General features: G+C 57.1%; 9 protein-coding genes. All 9 read right to left on the bottom strand.

Features of this window, described 5'->3' with window-relative positions; translation table 11 throughout:
• Nucleotides 1–30 precede the first annotated feature (30 nt).
• Entirely contained in the window at nt 31–2,370 is a 2,340-nt protein-coding gene (locus BLR08_RS10340; protein WP_072329115.1) for a helix-turn-helix domain-containing protein, read from the bottom strand.
• Nucleotides 2,371–2,402: 32 nt separating this feature from the next.
• A complete protein-coding gene (locus BLR08_RS10335) occupies nt 2,403–4,889 on the bottom strand; it encodes a beta-galactosidase (protein WP_072329114.1) in 2,487 nt (828 codons plus the stop codon).
• Between the two features lie 258 nt (nt 4,890–5,147).
• Entirely contained in the window at nt 5,148–10,010 is a 4,863-nt protein-coding gene (locus tag BLR08_RS10330) for a DNRLRE domain-containing protein (RefSeq protein WP_083536839.1), read from the bottom strand.
• A gap of 237 nt (nt 10,011–10,247) precedes the next feature.
• Complete coding sequence (locus BLR08_RS10325) at nt 10,248–11,066, bottom strand: phytanoyl-CoA dioxygenase family protein (RefSeq protein WP_072329236.1); 819 nt, start codon at nt 11,064–11,066, stop codon at nt 10,248–10,250.
• A gap of 143 nt (nt 11,067–11,209) precedes the next feature.
• Nucleotides 11,210–12,763: an extracellular solute-binding protein gene (locus tag BLR08_RS10320; RefSeq protein ID WP_072329112.1), complete on the bottom strand. Its 1,554-nt coding sequence runs from the start codon at nt 12,761–12,763 to the stop codon at nt 11,210–11,212.
• A gap of 233 nt (nt 12,764–12,996) precedes the next feature.
• Nucleotides 12,997–13,857 (bottom strand): carbohydrate ABC transporter permease, encoded by an 861-nt coding sequence (locus tag BLR08_RS10315; protein ID WP_072329111.1) that lies wholly within the window; start codon nt 13,855–13,857, stop codon nt 12,997–12,999.
• On the bottom strand, nt 13,851–14,711 hold the full coding sequence (locus BLR08_RS10310) for an ABC transporter permease (RefSeq protein ID WP_256257511.1): 861 nt from the start codon (nt 14,709–14,711) through the stop codon (nt 13,851–13,853). Before BLR08_RS10310 ends, BLR08_RS10315 begins: the two co-directional genes overlap by 7 nt.
• A 203-nt stretch (nt 14,712–14,914) precedes the next feature.
• Complete coding sequence (locus BLR08_RS10305; protein ID WP_072329109.1) at nt 14,915–16,705, bottom strand: cache domain-containing sensor histidine kinase; 1,791 nt, start codon at nt 16,703–16,705, stop codon at nt 14,915–14,917.
• Nucleotides 16,702–18,288 carry a response regulator gene (locus tag BLR08_RS10300; protein ID WP_072329108.1) on the bottom strand — a complete coding sequence of 529 codons (1,587 nt, stop codon included), beginning with the start codon at nt 18,286–18,288 and terminating at the stop codon, nt 16,702–16,704. The genes BLR08_RS10305 and BLR08_RS10300 overlap by 4 nt, the downstream gene beginning before the upstream one ends.
• Between the last annotated feature and the right edge of the window lie 438 nt (nt 18,289–18,726).

Raw genomic sequence — 18,726 nt, 5'->3', positions numbered from 1 at the left:
TTCGCCGGGATGTCATGCCGGCCTATTTGTCTAATAAATCACCTTTTTCAAGCGGTATTCATTAGGCGTCACGCCGAACTTGCTTTTGAACAGCTTATAGAAATTGCTGCGGTTGATAAAGCCTACCCGCTCCATCACCTCGGACACGCTCCGGTCCGTCGTTTCCAGCAAACGCACCGTATGAGCCAGCCGGATTTCAGTAATATATTCGGCCACCGACATGCCCTCGCTTTGCTTGAACAGCTTGCCCACATGAGCGGAGGACATCTTCAGCATGGAGGCGATTCCCTGGAGGCTCAGATTGGGATCCTCGTAGCGATCCTCGATATATTCCTTAATGGTATCAAAGAGAATCCGGTTTTTACCGGCGTCTCCATCCTCCTGCTGCTGCTGAAGCTCCCGGAACAAGACCGTCAGCTCCTCCGCCATGCTGTCCAGGGTTTCTTTCTCCAGAAGCTGCTTCTGCAGGTGGTTCCAGTCCACGGACACGGGCTTCAGCTTGTTGACATTCATCTCGCCCACCGCCTGCTTGACGGCCGTGAGTACCAGCAGCACCGCATGATAGATGTTGTCCGGATGCAGACGCCCCATAAACTGGAACAGCTTCTGGATCGTTTCCCCGAAAGCGGAGGCATTGCCGGATTTGATGGCTTCCGCCAGCTTCTTCTCCAGCTCCGGAGGCAGAGTGAAATCCCGGTTGTCCAAACGGGCCTTCACCATTTCGTAAGAAATGATGGAGCGGGGGCCGTACACCATCCGGTATTCCAGCACCTGCTGGGCCAACTCGTAGCTCTTGGACATGTCCTCATGGCTTTTGAAAATTGGACCCAGCGCAACGGAGAGGCTGACGCGGTAATACGCCTCCACGATTCCGATGATCTCCCGCATGGATTCCCCGATTTTCTCCCCGAAGCCTTCAGGCTGGAAGCCGCTGATGATCATCACAAAATGACCGCTCCGCATGTCCACGCTTTCGCAGCGGTAACGCCGGGAAATCACTTCCCCGGCAATATTCATGACTGCAAAGGCATACAGCCGCTTCTCCGCTTTGGACGCCGTCTGCTCGAACTGCCGATAATGGTCGATGGACAGTATCGCCACGAGCATGGAAGAGTCCGGGTCCAGCTCCAGACCGTGCTCTCTGATCTGCTCCAGCAGCTCTGCCCGGGAAACCGAGCTGCTGTCGGCCAATAGGCCGCGCAGGTTGTAGTTGCGGATGAGCCGCAAATCGGTCTCTGGCATTTTGGAGTCCGCCGCAGCTTCTTTGATCTCCAGCATCCGGGTATAGGTTTCGGACAGAATGTCCAGATCGTCCTTGGGCGCGGTTGCGTCTTCGCCCGGCACCCCGCCGCTTACCTTAATCTGCCGGACCAGATTGCGGATAGGACCGTACAGCCGGTGAGATACCAGGACGGACAGCACCAGGGACAGCAGAAAAAAACCGGCCGTCAGCGCGAGAGTCGTCGTTTTCCACCTGGTGAGGGCACCGAAAATCGTGTCATACGGCTGCAGGCTGACGATAGTCCACCGGAACGCATCCGTGGGCATGTAGGTCACGAGCTGCCTCTCGCCCTCCAGGTCCAGGGAAAAGAGCCCCGGTCTGCCCCCTTCCTGCCCGCGGTTTTCCTTAATAGCCCGAGCCAAGGCCGGATCAAGCTCTTGAGGCTTCAGATCCCCGCTAAAAGCGCTGCCATCCTTGCCGATAACAAGCAGCTTGCCTGCTTGCTCCGTACCGATGTTATTCAGTCTCCGGATATTGTCAAATACCCAGTCCGGCTTCACATTGATGACGAGCGCGCTGCTGCCGGGCTTGTAAGCCGTGTTGGACTCATACAAAATATAGCTGAACACCCGGTGCTCCGGATTGGCCGCTGTCTTCAGGATCATCGGCACCAGCTCCGCCTTGGACACCGCCCCCGAATCCGACAAGTACTGGCGGATCTGGGCCATCAGCGCCGTTTCATATTGGATATCCAGGCTGCCCCCGGCATAAAAGCCGTCCGTTCTGGCATTGTATAAAATAACCGAGTCTATGTAGGTATTGCTGTTCACCCATTTATCCAGCTTATACTGCTTGTTGGCCTGCTCGAAGGAATCCAGCTGCGCCCCGTACAGCATCGAGATGATGTCATGGTCCACAAACAGGTTAAAAGCCTGGGTATCGATCATCTTGCCCAGGAGTCCGATATTGGAGTTGACCTGGGAGAGCACCTTCATGTTGGCGTCATATTGTGTCTCCCTGACGATTTTCTCCGAGTACTGATACAGCGTCAGTGCGGTGAGGGAGAGCGAGAGCGTGATCAGAAGCGAAATGGACAGCAGAATCCGCTGCAGGTACTTTCTCGAACGGTAGACAGACAAAAAACTCATCCGACTCCCTCCATCCGGTTAATGTGAACCGATTATATCATGCGGTCCCGATCCGTACCAGCCGCCTCCACCTTTAAGGACACCGGCTCCAGGCCGTGGGAGTATACCCCGATATACAATCCCTCATGCAGGGAAACGGGGATACAGCATCCGTCAGCCAATAGACGGACAGGCCGGTCGAACGCGATCTCGCCGCTGCTTCCCGGCGTCCCGATCGCCTCCCATAAGGCATAGCCGTCATCCAGCGGCACCAGCTCGCTGGTGCAGTAAACCAGCTCGCCATAGGGCAAGCGAACCTTGACGGGCATCATGCGCGCCGTAAGCGGCGCGATATAAAGACGCGACCGTTTGGGGAACTGCAAGTGCCCGTCCTCCAGTTGGAGCCGAATGCGGTCGTGGCGCTCAACGCCTGTCATGTTAACGGCTGTAACCAGACGGAAGCCGTCCTTGCCCCGGACTACCGTGTGGTAGCAGTCCTCCTCTGCGTAGACCGCTCTCCCTCCCGGCAGCATGAGAAGGAGAAGCAGCTTCAGCGACTCCACATTGTCCATGCCAGTAAACTGCGGGGCAAATCCCAGCACCAGCGCCTCGCCGCTTCCGAAGGGATGCCGGTACCCCGAAGTTTCCCCCTCGTAGGCGATAACGGAGCGGCCTTCCCGGGGAAGCTCCAGCGTAACCAGCTGATCCGCCGGAATGCCGTCCAGCTCCCTCATCCGCAGGAAGCGGCGGCCGATATCCCCCGCGGAGAGTCCGAACCGCGGAATTTCCCGCCGGAGGCGGAAGCCCGTTGCTTCTGCCAACAGCGAGATGGCCCGCCCATCCGGCGTCCGTACCGGAACCTCCGGATAAAAGACCACCCGCCCTCCCTTTTCCCCGTGACGCATGATATACGCCATGGCTTCTTCGGACAATGTGCCATCGTTGGGTACAATCAGCAGCTCTTGAAAGCCATGCTCCCGGTTCGGAGCGTCCAGATCCATCAGCGCGAACTGGATATTGCTCATAGCCAGCATTTTGGTCAAAGCCTCGATGCTGTCCGCCACCTGCTTGGAGCGGTTGACCGACAGCGTAGACGCCCCGGAGGAATGGTCTTCGAATACGGCAAGCTCGCCGCCTGCATATTGGGCCAGCAGGTACAAATCCGATGACAGGCCGATAACAACGTCATAAGCTTTGGCTGTGCCCGCCAGCTCCCGCTCCCACCGGGCAGCAAAACGGTTGAATTCCCCCGTCATCCGGTAAACGGTATGCTCCTCGCCGGATGCCGATACCGGGTCGGCGAACAGATCATAGGCATCCGTCACATAAGTCCGGCTGAAGCCCTTCTCCCCCGATGCGAAAATAAAGTAGTTGTACCCGTCCATGCCGTGGCCCAGCAGCGTGCGGAGATGAACCGGGTAGTTGACGTGGTTCGGCACCTGGTCCAATGTCATCCACCCCGCTCCCACCTCGATGGCGATCGCGGGCCGGGCCGGCGCCTGCATCTTCAGCGCCTCCAGCCGGAAAACGGTCTTGGGCAGCCCGTTGGCATCCATATGGTAGCCGTACTTCAGATAGGAGTGGCAGGTGGTGAGAACCTCCTCCCCCTGCTCCTTCATATAGGAAGCAAACGCCGCGTGATTGCCCGGGCCGCGGAAAAAACCGTTAATCGGCTCGTTATAGGTATTGGGAATCCGGAGTCCGTACTTCCGGGTCCAGCCGGCCAATAGCGCCGCATACCGGTAAACATATTCCATACGGAATCGCATCCAGTCCAGATAAAGCCTCCTTCTCCCCTCGGCATCCGCCTCCTGCAGCTTCGGATGAACGGCTGCCAGACTGGCGCAATTCGTTCCGTAACGCCGGTTAAGCGCCTCTAGGCTGCCAAACCTCTCCAGAAGACGCTGCTGGAACATGCCTGCCGTCTCCCCGTTGCCCAGCACCTTGGCGTCATACAACGACCCGTCCGGATCAAGTCCGGTAAACAGCAAATTCATTTCATTATCCGGCTGATGCAGAATAACCGGCCCGCCGTTATCGATGGAAAACTGCGCCAACAGCGGAATGACTTGGGCATACCAGCGCTCCGCCCGCTCCAGGAACCGGTCCCCCAGCTGCTGGGGGACATGATTGCCTTGCCCTACCCAAAAGGCGGGACTGCCGTCCGGCTTGGCGCTGACGGTCTCCGGATAATCCCGGTACATCCAGCGGGGATGCCCTCCGTCCACATATTCCGCATTGATAAAAGGCCCGGGTTTGGCGATGACATACAGCCCCATCGACGACGCCAAATTCATAAAGGAGATCAGGTCCCGTTCCGGGGACGTTTCCCCGGTAAAATCAAACATCCCTTCCTGCGGCTCGTGAAAATCCCAGGGAATATAGGTAGCGATTGTATTCAGATGATTGGTCCTGGCTTTGTCTAACATATTTTTCCAATGCTTGCGGTAAATGCGGAAGTAGTGAATTTCTCCGGAACGCAAAATCACCTCTCTGCCGTCAATCCGGATGCTTCGTCCTTCAATGCGAATAGTTCCCATCGTTGTTCCCCCTGTTTTTGTCGTTAGTCGCCGGCTTATCGCCGGCTGTGCAGCTTTGTCTATATTGTCCACTTCAACCCGGCAGCACAGAAAGTCCTCATGTTCGACAATTGTGCGCACAGGCTGTGTGATTTTTAAACTTTTGTCCGCCTGGAGACAAAAATAGCAGTTCCCGGCCAGCTTTCAAACACGCTCCCGGAGCCGCCGAAAATCCAAAAGCCGCCGGCGCAATGCCGGCAGCTCTGGATAACCCGCTTTCTAATGCTTCGTTTGCTTGAAGCTGAGACGGTACTCTCTGGTAGTAGTCCCATCCTCGGCTGTCACTTTTATAACCGCTTTGCCCGGCACTCCCTTGGGCTGCTCGATCACTGCCGAGGCTCCGGCCCGGGAGGGGACTGCTGTAATCACAGGCCCCTCCTTGGCTTTGGGCAGCACGGCCTCCAGCTCATACCACTTGCGGTTGGCGTGCAGCTTAAAGGCGCTGCCCGGAACCGTTTGCCCGGCAAAGCTGACGCTGGCAAGGGAAGCATCGGATGAGGGAGCTTCCCAACGGAAGGCAATCCGGTATTCGGCGGATTGTGTCAGGTCCCCGGATACGACAGAAATTATCGCCGTCCCCGGAGCATATACGGCCTGAGTCACCGTTACCGCCGAGACAGGATCAAATGCCTCCGCGGTCACTTCCGGCGCCGCCGTCGTACCGTAAGGCAGCATCACCGTATAGTCGCCCGCCTCGTATACGAAGCCCGTGACCGTCGTGCCTCCCGCCCGCAAATCCTTCAGGGTGACGGCCGGGTAATAATCCTTGTAAATTTCCATGCCCTGCAGCAGCGGGTCGCCCTTCACATTCAGCAGCTCCACCGTCAGTTTGCCGTCTTGCACCACAGCGTCATACGGTCCGTACCGCACCGTATGGTTCCGCAGCTCGCTGCCCGCCATGGTGGCCGCGCGACCGCCCTCTACATCGATGTGGAAGGAACGGCTCCGGTCGGCGGATGGCTCCATAAACCACAAATATACCCGGTAAAAGCCATTGGACGCCGTCTGCTCCAGCTTGAGCGATTGCTTGGATGCGCTCAGGTTGGTGTTCATCATATGCGTCAGATCGTAATCATCCAGGAAAGGCAGCGGGAAGCTGGCGGTTTTCCCTGTTGTCGGCGCAGCGCCGGCTCCGGTCGCCGCCGCAAAGCCTTCCCCCCTGGCCGCATTGTAGGACAGCCAGCTCCGGCCCCCTATCGTCACGGCTTCCCCGTTGAGATTGATGCCTTTCCAGAATACGGATCGGTCTGCCCGGGGCCAGACCTGCACCGTCACGCCGGGAGACTCATTGCCGGAGCCGTCCACGTTGACCAGCCTAAGCGCAACCGGCTGGCCGTTTGCCAGTCCGGTTACCTCCGCCTTCTGCACCCCGCGCTCCGCCTCCGCAACCACTTGCTCCCCGTTGTAAATCCGCACCTTCATTATGTCGGAATCTCCCGCGTCCTTCCAGGTAAGGACGGCTCCCCTATCCCCGTTGGATACGGCTGGATCCGAAACATCTCCCGGAGGAATCGAGTCCGGCGGCAATGCGATAGGATCGCCGGAGTAGAAGACGGTAATCTTGGGACGGAGCGTCACGCTGGAATACTGGGAGGACGCAAAGGTTCTGGTCCCGTTAGCCGTGGACGGAACATCCTCCAGCAGCACAACTCCGAAGTTCAGCTCCGGCTGTGCGATCCAGTCCCGGGCCGCCGCCGTCACATCAAAGTGATACCATCTGCCTGGCACATAAGAGGTAACCACATGGTCCAGCGCTGTTTCCGGCCCGGTCTCCCAGCTGGGCTTCGTGTTCAAGCTGACGCCGGTGATCAGCTCTCCGTCCACCACCGTCCCAACCGGATTTCCGTCAATGGAGGTGCCGCCGCCGTATCCGTTCCCCTCCTCCCAGGGACTGGTAACCCGATGTACATCCACCGTTTTGAAATTTTCCGACGAGGCCCTGGTTTGGGTATGATACAGCTCGATGAAGGCTCCCGTTATGGTCCGGTCTGCCGGAATTCCCGACAGGTCAAAGCGGATCAGGGCATATTTGTCGTCCGTACCCGTGCCGTTGTACCTGGCCATCTCAAACTCCCCGTAGGCGCCGTTATTGTTGCCGACGCCCTGCCAGTGGGACATGAGGCTGGCATCTGCCGCTCCGTTATACCCGTTCACTCCCGCTTGCAGCACCATTTTGTTGCCGGGCGGGTTCGGCATGGGACCGTCCCCCGGAATTTCCGGCGGCGCAGGCGGCGTTGGCCGCTGGACCGCAAGGCGGTTGCCGTTTTCGATGATGATCGTGCCTGTGCCGAAGTCATAATACCGTTTCTCCCCCGTATCCCCGGGCACCTGATTTTCCCTCAAGACCGTATGGGCCGCCACGGGACTGTCGAGCTTCAGTTGGGTCTCGGCGGTATTATGCTCGAATACGTTATACCGGATGTTTCCCTTGGGAGCCGGGAAGAAATTGTAACCGCCCGATTCCATATAAAGGGACCGGACGCTATTGTCCGCAATCACATTGCCCATGGCCGCCACGGAGCGGGGCGAGTCAATGCGCAGCCCGCCTCCGAAGGCTATGTACGCCCGGGAGCCGGTAGAATGCTTGATCACATTGTAATAAGAAGGGTGAAAAGTCGTCAGGTTCCGGTCAAAGCTGTTGATGACCGTCCCCCCGTTGCCCGCCGTAGGAGAGCCCCCGCTGCCCAGCTCCGAGCGGTTGTTGTCGAAAATGTTGCCCAATGCCTGCCCGTACATTCGCATGTCATTGCCTTTGTTGTTGGAAGCGGTGTTATCCGTCACAATATTTTTGTAGAAAAAACGGCTTACCGATACCCGGGACGTGGCGTCCGGCACGATAGTCCAGTCCCGGTCCACAGCAATGGCATCCGACGTGTTGCCGGTAATCCGGCGGTACTGGCCCAGCCCCTTGCCTTCCACAATCAGCACATATTCATCCTTCAGCACATTGGCGTCCCACTTCATGCCCTTGATGCTGGCGGAGGAAGCCCCTGCCGCATAGACATTGCCGTAATGAAGAATTTTATTGCCGTCGCCGGTAAAATCCGCATCCACATCCACCAGCGCGTCGAACAGCAAAATTTCTCCATCGTTCGTGGGAGAGGTTTCATTGCCGATATACTGGGTATCGTTGCGGGCGATATAATTCATAGCCGTAGGCTTGAAGCCGCCCCAGCGGGGATGCAGGTTGAAATTAAAGCCCCGGGAGCCTCCGCGTTTGCCATTGTCGTCCCGGCCGTCTATCCGGTTGTCGGTGAACAGGTTCTGGTACGAATTGCCGAAGTTGGCCGGGGTCCAGCTTTTGCCCAGGAAGGTATTGCCGGATATCCGGCTGTTGGACATCTTGTTCAATGTAATAGTCCCGCCCGATTCAATCGTGCTGTCCAGAACGGCGATCCGGCTGAAGCCCGCATTGCCGCCGTCGCCCCAGATGCCGCCGAACATTCCCTTTTTCGCCGGGCCCGGATACCAGGTCCGCAGCTCAATGTTCCGGATAGTCACATCATGGAGGGCTTCCTTCAATACGATGCCCCTGTCCACACTGGCGCTGCCTACAATCCGGATTCCCTCAATGCCCGAATCTGAGCCGGCGATCGTTATCATCTCGGGACCTTCTCCGCTATCCCTGCCTCCAATAGGGCCTGTATCCAGATACTTCAGGACCGTGGTTTCCGGCCCCTCTCCCTTCAGGGTAACACCGGCCTTGATAGTCAGCTTCTGCAGGCCGGCTTCGGGCTTTGCTCCTGCCGTCAGGACTCCGGAAGCCGTGCCGGTGAAAAATTCCAGCTCTGCGATATATCCTTTTTTGCCTTCGGCGGGGACATATCGCAGGTAGCGGAATGCGGCAGGGTTGCTGACTGCCGCCACATTTCCGTTAAAAGAAGGCTTCGCCGGGATCGTATAAAGATCGGTATAAGCAACGCCGTCATTGGAGCCCTGGAATTTGCCGCCGATCATATCCGCGTCGATGGTCGCATTAGTGGCCGGGCGCGGGAAATACCGGATAGCCGTCACCGGCTGCGCTCCGCCTTCTCCCAGATCGATGCCTACATGGCCGGAGCCCGTGCCGTTATAGTCGTAGAAGGTGGTGCTGTTGGAATCGAAGGCCCGGAAATATTCCCGGTCCGTGCCGTAAGAAGGCGCACCCCCGAAGGTGCTGGCCGGAACCAGCTTAACGAGACCAGCAGCAGGAGGAGCCTGCTCCTTGTCCAGGTGGAAGACGCCTGCGGACAACAAAACCGTCCCCCCGCCCGCAGCAGCCGCTGCATCGATGGCCGCCTGGATGGCCTGCGTATCGTCCTCCTCGTCATCCGCCACAGCCCCATAAGCTGTGACATCAAACACAGCGGCGGGCCCAGGCATATTCACCAGGCTGATCTCGGCTTTGCTCCAGCCGTATTCGCCTCCGTGGCGGTTATGCACCCATACCTCGTCAAACTGGCCCGCCTCCGCCGTTGCCGGCACCTGAAAGACCACCTCATAAGGGGAGGCGGAGGTTACCGACGCTTCGGCGATAGCGGACGTGGCCTTGTTTCGGAGCACAACCCGGCTGTCCCCGGCAAGGCTGCCATTGTTCCGGGTCAGGTTGGCGCCAATGACTGTCGCCTCCCGGGATTTGGCCAGGTTCAACACATTCGGATATACATAGAAAACATCGGTTTTGTTGACGAATACCGGCTCACTGGCCGCACCGTCCGCTTTCTGTGCATAAAGGGCGTACTGGCCAAAATCCAGGCTGGCCGGAACGACCGCCGAAGCGGCATTCGCATCCGTAAACAAAGGCGTAATCAGCATTTCCGGTCCTGCGGACAAATGTTGCTCCGTCTTGGGCGAGGCAAGCTGTTCGGCCGTATGGGCTCCGGGGTCTCCGTCTTCCAGACGCCGGATGCCGACAACGACGTCCTCCAAGCCATCTCCGATCAACTGAACCGTGCTATCCGGCTGCACATTCCCCGGAGCTGCTTGCACAATGACAGGAGCCGCTGCAGAGGCCGCAGCTTGGGGAACCGGACAATTGTAAACGCTTGCCAAAATTAAAAAACTGAGTGCTGCCGCCAACCGCCTGTGGACTGGTTTTCGCATTATGAATTCGACCTTCCTTTCTTTTCATTGGATATAGCGTCACGCTCTCACTTGCCGCCTATCTCCTCCTCTCTCCCTCTATATTGGCAGATGTTTGTTTATTCCCGCCAGTTTGCTTCCGGCATTTTTGTACCATCCGGCTGTATGATTTTCCCGAAAATGTCCCTTTGGCAGCAGCCGACAAGAAAAAGACTCCCCATCGTTTGCACGACAGAGAGTCTGAGTTTGCGCCTGGGGTTAGGTGTATACGCTATGCGAGCCGCCGCCGAAGTACAAGCTCTTCAATGGAGTCATCGACTCCTGCGGCACATAATATTTGAACGGATTATCATCGATCACGCCCAGCAGCTGCCTGCGGAACGGCGACGCTTCGTCCAGCAAGCGATCGGAAGCGACGCGGTAGTCGATCGGCCGCATCCAGATCGGGCTGTACCCGAAGAACAGCTGACGCCTGGTGAAGCTTGAGTGATTCGGCGCGCCGGAATGCCACAGATTTTGCGGAAAGACGAACACGTCTCCGGGCTTGCCGCATACTTGAACCTCGTTTTCCAGCATCCCTTCAACATCCGTATGCTCCGGCTTGAACGGACGGTTATGGCTGCCCGGAATCACCTTGGTGTTCCCGCGGTTCGGCTCCGACATGTCGCTGAGAATGTAGCAAGCCTTGATGTAATACGTCGAGGTTACGCCGCCGATACTCGGGAACTGGGGATGAGGACCGTCTTGATGCCAGTTGATGAAGCTGTTGGTCTCCGTCTTCACCTTGTCCGGATTCGGCTTCCTGATCGTCAGATGCGAGATGTGCAGCTGAATATTATACCCCAGCAGGTTGACAATCAGCGGCAAAATCGTCGGCTCGTCGATCAGGGAAGCGATCTCGGGGTGGCGCTCCACCGAATTATAGATGTTATGGGCCAGGCTGTCCGGCTCCTCCCCAAGAATATCGTCAATGGCCGCATTAAGCCTTGCCACCTTCTCGGGCGTCAAGACGCCGGGCAAGATCAGATAGCCGTCCTTGTGAAACTGTGTCATCCACCCTTGGAGCTGTTCTTTCATCTCTTCCGTCAATTGGATTGCCTGCTGTGTGGTCATTGCCTTATCCTCCTAACATGGTCTTCCGAAGTCCTCTGCTTTATGAGTCTCTTGCTCTATGATTCTTCTGCCGTATTGCTCTCCTGCCTGCGGTTCCCCGCAAGCCGCTACTTCTTTCCGAAGCCGAGGTCCGCCAGCTGCTTCATCCCGGCGTCCACATAAACCTTATAGTTCATCGACGTCTCCAGCGTCTTGAGGAAAGCGTCGTACTCGGTCAGCGGACGTTTGCCGTAGACGAACTTCGCCAGCTCCTCGTCGATATACCGGAGCGCATCTGCGCTGTTGTAGCCGTTCGGATTATCCACGAAGCCGTTCAGCGCCTTGATCCGGGGCTGCTTGTTGGCGAACTCGATAAATGGCGCCTGCTTGGCGAACTTGACGAACAAATATTCCATCTCGGGACGGCCGGTGAACTGGTACAGCCAGGAGTAGTTCATTTCCTTCGCCATCAGCTCCGTCGGCACGACCTTGCCGTTCTCCACATTGTAATGCTTGCCCTTGATGCCGAACTGCACGAGCGCGGAGCCGGTATCCTTCGTGGAGACATAGTTCAGCAGCTCGATAACCTTGTTCAGCTTCTCGGGCGTTTTCTCCAGGCTTTTCGGAATCGCGTAGAGGCCGGAGTTGCCGCCGATATCGTAGGAAGCCTCGAACTGGCCGCCCGGTCCCTGCAGAGCGGGGAGCTGGATCCATTCGGCATTCGGATTCACCGCCTTGATCTGTGCGGCGAATTCATCCTTGGTCACATTCGGCCAGTCGATCCACATGATCCCCGCCTGGCCCTTGATGCCCTTCTGCTGATATTGCGGCGTGCTGTTGTTGGACAGCAGCTCGGGGTCGACGGAGCCGGTGTCAATTATTTTCTTGATAAAGGCAAGCGCGTCCTTGAAGGCCGGATCATAGAACGCATTGACGACCTTGCCGTCCTTCTCGTAGAAATTGTTCGGAGACCCGACGCCAAACGAGCCGAAGATCGGATTGAAGGCGCCTAGCTTGCCCCCGGTTATCCCGAACGTGTCCTTCTTGCCGTTGCCGTCCGGGTCCTTCTCCGCAAACGCCTTGGACACCTCCAACAGCTCATCGATCGTAGTCGGAGGCTTCATCCCCACCTTGTCGAGCCAATCCTTGCGGACCCAGAAGGTGTTGTAGGGAATATTCGGCGCCTTCGCCACCGCGTAGAATTTGTTGTTCAGACTTCCTTTCTTGATGCTGTCCTCTCCGATAAAATCAATCGTTGTTTTCAGCTTATCCTTGTACGGAGTAAGGTCCAGCAGCAAGCCCTGCTCGGCATACTGCTTGAGCTGAGCGCGGTCAACTGCGAACATGTCCGGGAAGTTGCCTGACGCCATCCGCACGTTCAACTGATTTTTATAGTCGTCGCCCGATGCGTATACCGTCAAATTCATCTCGATGCCAAGCGCCTTATCCAGCTCCTGCTTGATCTGATCCTGATCCGGAGCCGGCAGTCCGCTGCCCGTCTCGATAACCTCCAGCTTGACAGGCTTGGCGGGTGCGGGCGCTTCCTGCTTGGAGCTGTCTCCTGGCGCGGCGCCGCCTGCCGGAGCCTCCGGCTTCTGGCCGCTGCAGCCTGCCAGCACCGCTCCGCCGAGCAGTATCGTCGAAAGCGCCACCGAAATGCTTGCTTTACCGTTTTTATTCATGCTTACCCCTTCTTTCTCCTTGTAATTTTCTATTGAAGACCGGTTGAGGTTTTATGTTCCGTGAGTCGCATGCGGAGGTATCAATTGAATCTGCAGAAGCACCAGCGTTCGCCTTTGAAAACGGATTCCCACCTCATCCTTCATTCAAAAGAATCCGTTTTCAACAGCGATCGGAGGATCACATGATACCGCAGCTCCTGGACTCACCTGTTTACTCAAGCCGGTCGCTCAACCTACCCCTTGATGGACCCGAGCAGCATGCCCTTCGTAAAATGCTTTTGGATGAACGGATACACGATAATGATCGGCAGGCTCGCCAGGATGACGGACGCCATCTGCATCGTCTCCGTCGGGGTCATGTTCTCCACCGATTCCAGCGGCTGCTGGGTCAGCATCAGAATCTCACGCACCACGACCTGCAGCGGGAACAGCGTCCGGTCCGTCACATACATGATGGCCTGGAAAAACTCGTTCCAGTGGCCGACCATATAGAACAGTCCGACAGTCAGCATCGAGGGAACGGACAGCGGGATGACGATTTGCCACAGGATGCGGAATTCCCCTGCCCCGTCCATCCGGGCTGACTCGAACAATTCCTCCGGCAGCCCTTCGAAGAAGCTTTTCATGATGAGAATATTAAAGCTCCAGATCACATTCGGCACGATCATCGCCCATACGGAGTCAAGCAGCCCGACCGCCTTCACCACCAGATAAGTAGGGATCAGCCCTCCGCTGAACAGCATCGTGAACACGACCATCATCAGGAACACGCTCCGGCCAGGCAGCTTCTTGCGGCTTAGCGGATAGGCCATCAGCGTTGTAAGCAGCAGATTCGCGGCAGTGCCTACGATAGTGATAAAGATCGTCACCCAGAACGCCTGCGGAATATTGGACTCGGTCAGCAGCTTGGCATACGCGTCAAAAGTTATCTTTTTGGGCAGCAGGATGAAACCGCCGTTCTTCAGCACCTCGGCGAACGGCGTCAGCGAGACCGAGACGACGTACAGCAAGGGGAAGATAGCGGACACGGCCGCCAATGTCAGAATGGCGATAACGATGCTGTTGACGATGCGGTCCTCGAAGCCCTTTACCATATATTCTCCCCCCATCTCTTCGCAAGCTGATTCGACAGCACGACTAGGATCAATCCGATGGCTGATTTGAACAGACCGACGGCGGAGGCCAGACTGAAGTTCAGCTGCTGCAGACCGGTGCGGAATACCCAGGTATCAAGGATGTCGGCCACCGGATACACCTGAATATTGTACAGAATGTAGATCTGGTCGAAGCCGGCGTCCATGATATGGCCCAGATTCAGAATAAACAGCAGGACGATGACCGTCCGGATGCCCGGCAGCGTAATATGCCAGATCATTCTCAGCCTGCTAGCGCCATCCACCCGCGCCGCCTCGTACAGGGTCGGATCGATGCCGGCGATCGCTGCCAGATAGATGATCGCTCCCCAGCCGAGGTTCTGCCAGATTGAGGAGCCGACGAGCAGACTGCGGAAGTAATCGGTCGACGTCAGGAATGGAATCGACTGGCCGCCCGCCTCTACAATCCAGCGATTGAACAGACCGGAGCTTTGTCCGAACAGGGCCAGCATGATGCCGTAGATGATGACCCACGACAGAAAGTGCGGCATATAGGTCAAGGTCTGCACGAGAGACTTGAACCAGCGCACCCGGCATTCGTTCAGCAGCAGCGCCATGACGATCGGGGGAATCGTGCCGAATACGAGCTTGTAGATGCTGATCAGCAGCGTATTGGTCAGCAGCTGTCCGAAATACGGCGAGTTATAGAAGGTTTCGAAATGGCGGTACCACGGGTCGGCCCAGCTGCTGCCAAGCACCCCCTCCAGCATGTTGAAGTCCTTGAAAGCAATGACGACGCCATACATGGGGATGTACTTGAAGATCACATAATAAATGACACCGGGCAGCAGCATGAGATAAAATGCCTTATGCTGCCACACCGCCTGTCCGAAGGCCCGCGCCCTGGACAAGCGGGAAGATTCTGTTGCTGCGACGGCCGCAGCCGATGCTTGCTTCATGCTATCACCTCGTTTGTTTGCGCTTTCATTTCCTGGTCCCCAGTATAGCAACCCGGCGCTTTCGGTGGATATACATGAAAACGACAAAACTGTTCGAGTTACGGCTTTTCCTGGAAAATAGACACTTCTTCCCATTCCTCGTAAGGTATTCGAAGCCTGACCACCGTTCCTTCCCCCTCCCGCGACCTTATCTTGAGACCATAGGCGGACCCGAAGTGGATGCGCAGCCGTTCATGCACATTGATCACGCCCATCCCTGTGAACGAATACTTGGAATGCTCCGCTTTGCGCTGGACAAGCAGCTTGCTCACCACTTCGGGCGACATGCCCAATCCGTTATCGCAGACGAGCAGCTTGAGCACACCCTGTTCCAGCCGTCCGCGCACATGAATATGCCCCTTGGCTTTTTTCGGCACGATGCCGTGAAAAATCGCATTCTCCACGATCGGCTGCAGCGTCAGCTTGAGCAGCTTGGCCTGCAGGACGGCCGGGTCCACATCCGTTGTCAGCGTAAAAGCGTCTCCGTACCTGACCCGCTGAATCTGCACATACCGCTGCAGCCCCTCCAGCTCCTCCGCAAGCGTCACGAACTCGGTCGTCTTGTTGAAGCTGAACGACAGCAGAGCGACGAGCGACTTGATCGTCTCGCGCACATCGTCGATCCGGCCCTGTCTGGCGAGAGAGCTGATGCAGGCCAGCGTGTTGTACAGAAAATGCGGCGCTATCTGGCTCTGCAGCATCTTGAGCTCGAACTGCTTCTTCTTGGCCTCCATCTCTTTCGTTTCGCTCAGCAGCATATGAACCCGCTCCATCATCGCATTATAGCTCTTGGCGAGCGTCCCGATCTCGTCGGAGCGGTCTACCGAGATATAAGAAAGCACGCCAAGGTCGCGAACGCGGTCCATTTTGGCCGCCAGCCCGCGGACCGGCTTCGTGAAGTGGCGCGTCATGATCCAGGTGCTGAAAAACAATACGATCATCCAGATAATGCCGGCGTCCCGGTAGTTTTGGTACAGCTTCAGCACATTTTGATAGAAAAAATCTTCCTTGATGAAGCAGATCAGCGTCCAGCCCAGCCGGTTGCTTGAGGATTTGATCACCACCAGCGAATTTTCGTTACCCGTTATGGTGCGGACGCCGACCGGCAGTTCGCTGAGACTGTCGAGGAAGGCCGGTTGCAGCTGCGGAAGGAAGGTTCCTTCCACATAAGGCAGCAGCTTGTCGTTCGGATCGGTGTAGGTGATCACATTGTTATTTTTGGAGATAATCGTGAACGTCTGGTTCTCGTTCAGCAGCAGCGGAGCCACCAAGCCGGTCAATCGCTCCAGATCGATCTCAACCACGGCCACGCCCTTGGAATGAAGCTTGTCTTTGCCTGTTACCGGCAGCACATAAGCGATCGTTTTCCCGGACATCGGGGAGTCATAGGGCTCGCTGACATTCATCGCTCCGTAATTGGACATGGCCAGCTTGTACAGCGACGCCAGATGCGGATTGCCGATAATCTCGTAGTACACCTGATTGTTCGAGAATACCCTTCCGTCCTCGCTGATCAGGTATAGCGTCCGGGCGGCGGAGCTGTTGTAGTCGGCAAAGTTTTTGAGCGTCCGGCGCGCCTCTTCCTCATGGCCTTCAAGCAGCAGATCGTCCCGGGTGGAGAGCAGCAGCAGCATGTTCTGCACATTGTCGAGGTATGAGTCGATGTACTGGTTCGTCCGGCCGATCAGCTGCTGGGAGTCGCGCACCACCTGATCGCGGAACAAGGCTTCGGCATCCCGCAGATTATTCAGCGCGAGGGCGATGAACATGATGAAGGTGACGACGAACAGAAAGACGAACTGCTTCGTGGCTATGCCAACACTATGATATCTTTGAAGCAAACGGTTCACCGCGGTTCTCCTCCTTCCTCCCAGACTTGGCCGCCCTGCTGCCGCTTGTAATCGGTAGGCGATACGCCGGTCCGGCTGCGGAACATCGTGGTAAAGTAGCGGTAGCTCGGGATGCCGACGCGGTCCGCCACCTCGTACACCTTCAGATTCGTCTCCTGCAGCAATTGGACAGCGCGCTCCATCCGCAGGCGCGTCATATATTCATTGACCGACTCGCCCACCTCCTCGCGGAACAGCTTGCTTATATAATGCGGGCTTAAGCCCACCTGCTCGGCCAGCAGATGAAGGGTGATCGGATCGGCCAGATGCTCCGCGATATATTGCTTGGCCTCAAGCACCTCCTTACGCAGCCTGCCTCGGGCATCATGCTTCCGCCGGATAAAGCGGACAGCCGCGGCTGACAGCTGGCTCAAGGTCGCCGCATCGCGCACATCCTGCAGCTCATGGCCTCCCGCCGGTTCCCCTTTGGCGTACTCCTCCAGAAACGAACTTACGAGCTGCTTTAATTCCTCGGGTCGGTACCGGTGCTTCAGACAGTCCCGGACGAGTTCTGTCTGTATATAGAGGCTGAGCGCCTCGCTGTCTTCGCCCGCAGCACGATGCAGCTGGCTGTGCAGCTGCGCCGCCTGGCTTTTATCCAGCGCCGTCAGCGCAACGGGCTTGCCGACGAAGATCGACTGCGGCGCTTCGCTCTCATAGAACTTCGCCTCCTGCCAGAGCTTGATCTGACCGAAGGCGCGCCTGAATTCGCTGCCGCTGGCAAGCGACTCGCTGATGACCCCGTATACATCCACTTCATGCGCGAGAAACGGCAGATTATCGTCAAGCGCTTGCGTCAAGCTCCGGATAATCGCCTCCAGCCTGAGCTTCAGCTGCGGAACCGGCAGCTGCTCCCCCTGGAAGAAGACGGCATACTCCGCGCCGCTCACGGGAACCCAGCAGAAGCTCGGACCGGCGGTCGTCTCCAGCTCCTCCAGCACCGTTTGCAGCTCCTGCTCGACATAAACGCGGTCCTCCTCGCTGCTCTGCACCTTCAGCATGACAAGGCGTGCGGGCAGCTGCTGGAGCAGTCCGCAGCGGACCAGCTCCGCGACCATCGCAGGCTCTTCCCCGAGCTTATCCTTAAGCAATCGGCCGATTACCTTGGACTGCTCGCGCCTGCGCTGCTCCAGCGCGCTTTTGCGGTGAGCCCACTCGCGCTCGATCGCCTCCCGCGCCCGGGCTATCGCCCGCTCCAGCTCCTCCTCTTCCAGCGTCACCTTGACGAGATATTCGAGCGCCCCAAGCTTCAGCGCCTCGCGGGCATAATGAAAATCGCTGTGGCAGGTCAGCAGAATGACCTGGACAGCGGGAAATTCGCGCCGGATATGCTCCGTCAGCTCAAGTCCGTTCATCAGCGGCATCGTGATATCCGTGACCACCACATCGGGAACGCTGTCCCGGCATAACTGCAGCGCCTCCGTCCCGTTCTCGGCCTCGCCGGCGAGCACCGCTCCCCATTCGGCCCACGGAAAAGACCGCAGCTCCTGGCGCAAGGGCAGTTCATCGTCGACCACGATCACGTTCAGCCATCTTTTATACATAAGCGTCTCTCCTTTATATAAGCTGCGAGTTAGAAGGCTCGGATTACGAGCTACGAATTGGCAAGGTACGAAGCCAGAATTACAAGTTACAATTTTGTAAGCGTTGTCATTCTGACTAAACCATTACTATACCACGTCTTCTTTCCTTCCCACTATACATGAAAACGACAATTATGTTCAAAATTACAGCGTGTTGCTAGTGCATGTATGCAAACCTAAGGCCAGCCGGATCATGATCGAAGCTAGGACATGGAGCGAATACATTTAAAACCGAGGAACGCGTCGATGCTAGTGGCCGATTCGGACATCTGCGCCAAGTGACACTCAGCTGCTGTGCACTCGTCCAAGCGTTGTGCCGCTGAGCGCATAATCTGTAAGGACACTCGAATCGCTAAGGGGGAATCCTCATGTGGCTGCTGGGATTAGGCCTGCTGGCCG

Source organism: Paenibacillus sp. cl123, assembly GCF_900101595.1.
In the GTDB taxonomy this organism is placed as follows: Bacteria; Bacillota; Bacilli; order Paenibacillales; family NBRC-103111; genus Paenibacillus_G.
This window is presented reverse-complemented; position numbering and strand designations above follow the sequence as displayed.

Coding starts and splice junctions, on each gene's coding strand:
- BLR08_RS10340 (WP_072329115.1), bottom strand. CDS start 2,370: ATGAGTTTTTTGTCTGTCTACCGTTCGAGAAAGTACCTGCAGCGGATT.
- BLR08_RS10335 (WP_072329114.1), bottom strand. CDS start 4,889: ATGGGAACTATTCGCATTGAAGGACGAAGCATCCGGATTGACGGCAGA.
- BLR08_RS10330 (WP_083536839.1), bottom strand. CDS start 10,010: ATGCGAAAACCAGTCCACAGGCGGTTGGCGGCAGCACTCAGTTTTTTA.
- BLR08_RS10325 (WP_072329236.1), bottom strand. CDS start 11,066: ATGAAAGAACAGCTCCAAGGGTGGATGACACAGTTTCACAAGGACGGC.
- BLR08_RS10320 (WP_072329112.1), bottom strand. CDS start 12,763: ATGAATAAAAACGGTAAAGCAAGCATTTCGGTGGCGCTTTCGACGATA.
- BLR08_RS10315 (WP_072329111.1), bottom strand. CDS start 13,857: ATGGTAAAGGGCTTCGAGGACCGCATCGTCAACAGCATCGTTATCGCC.
- BLR08_RS10310 (WP_256257511.1), bottom strand. CDS start 14,711: ATGCTGCTGCCCGGTGTCATTTATTATGTGATCTTCAAGTACATCCCC.
- BLR08_RS10300 (WP_072329108.1), bottom strand. CDS start 18,288: ATGTATAAAAGATGGCTGAACGTGATCGTGGTCGACGATGAACTGCCC.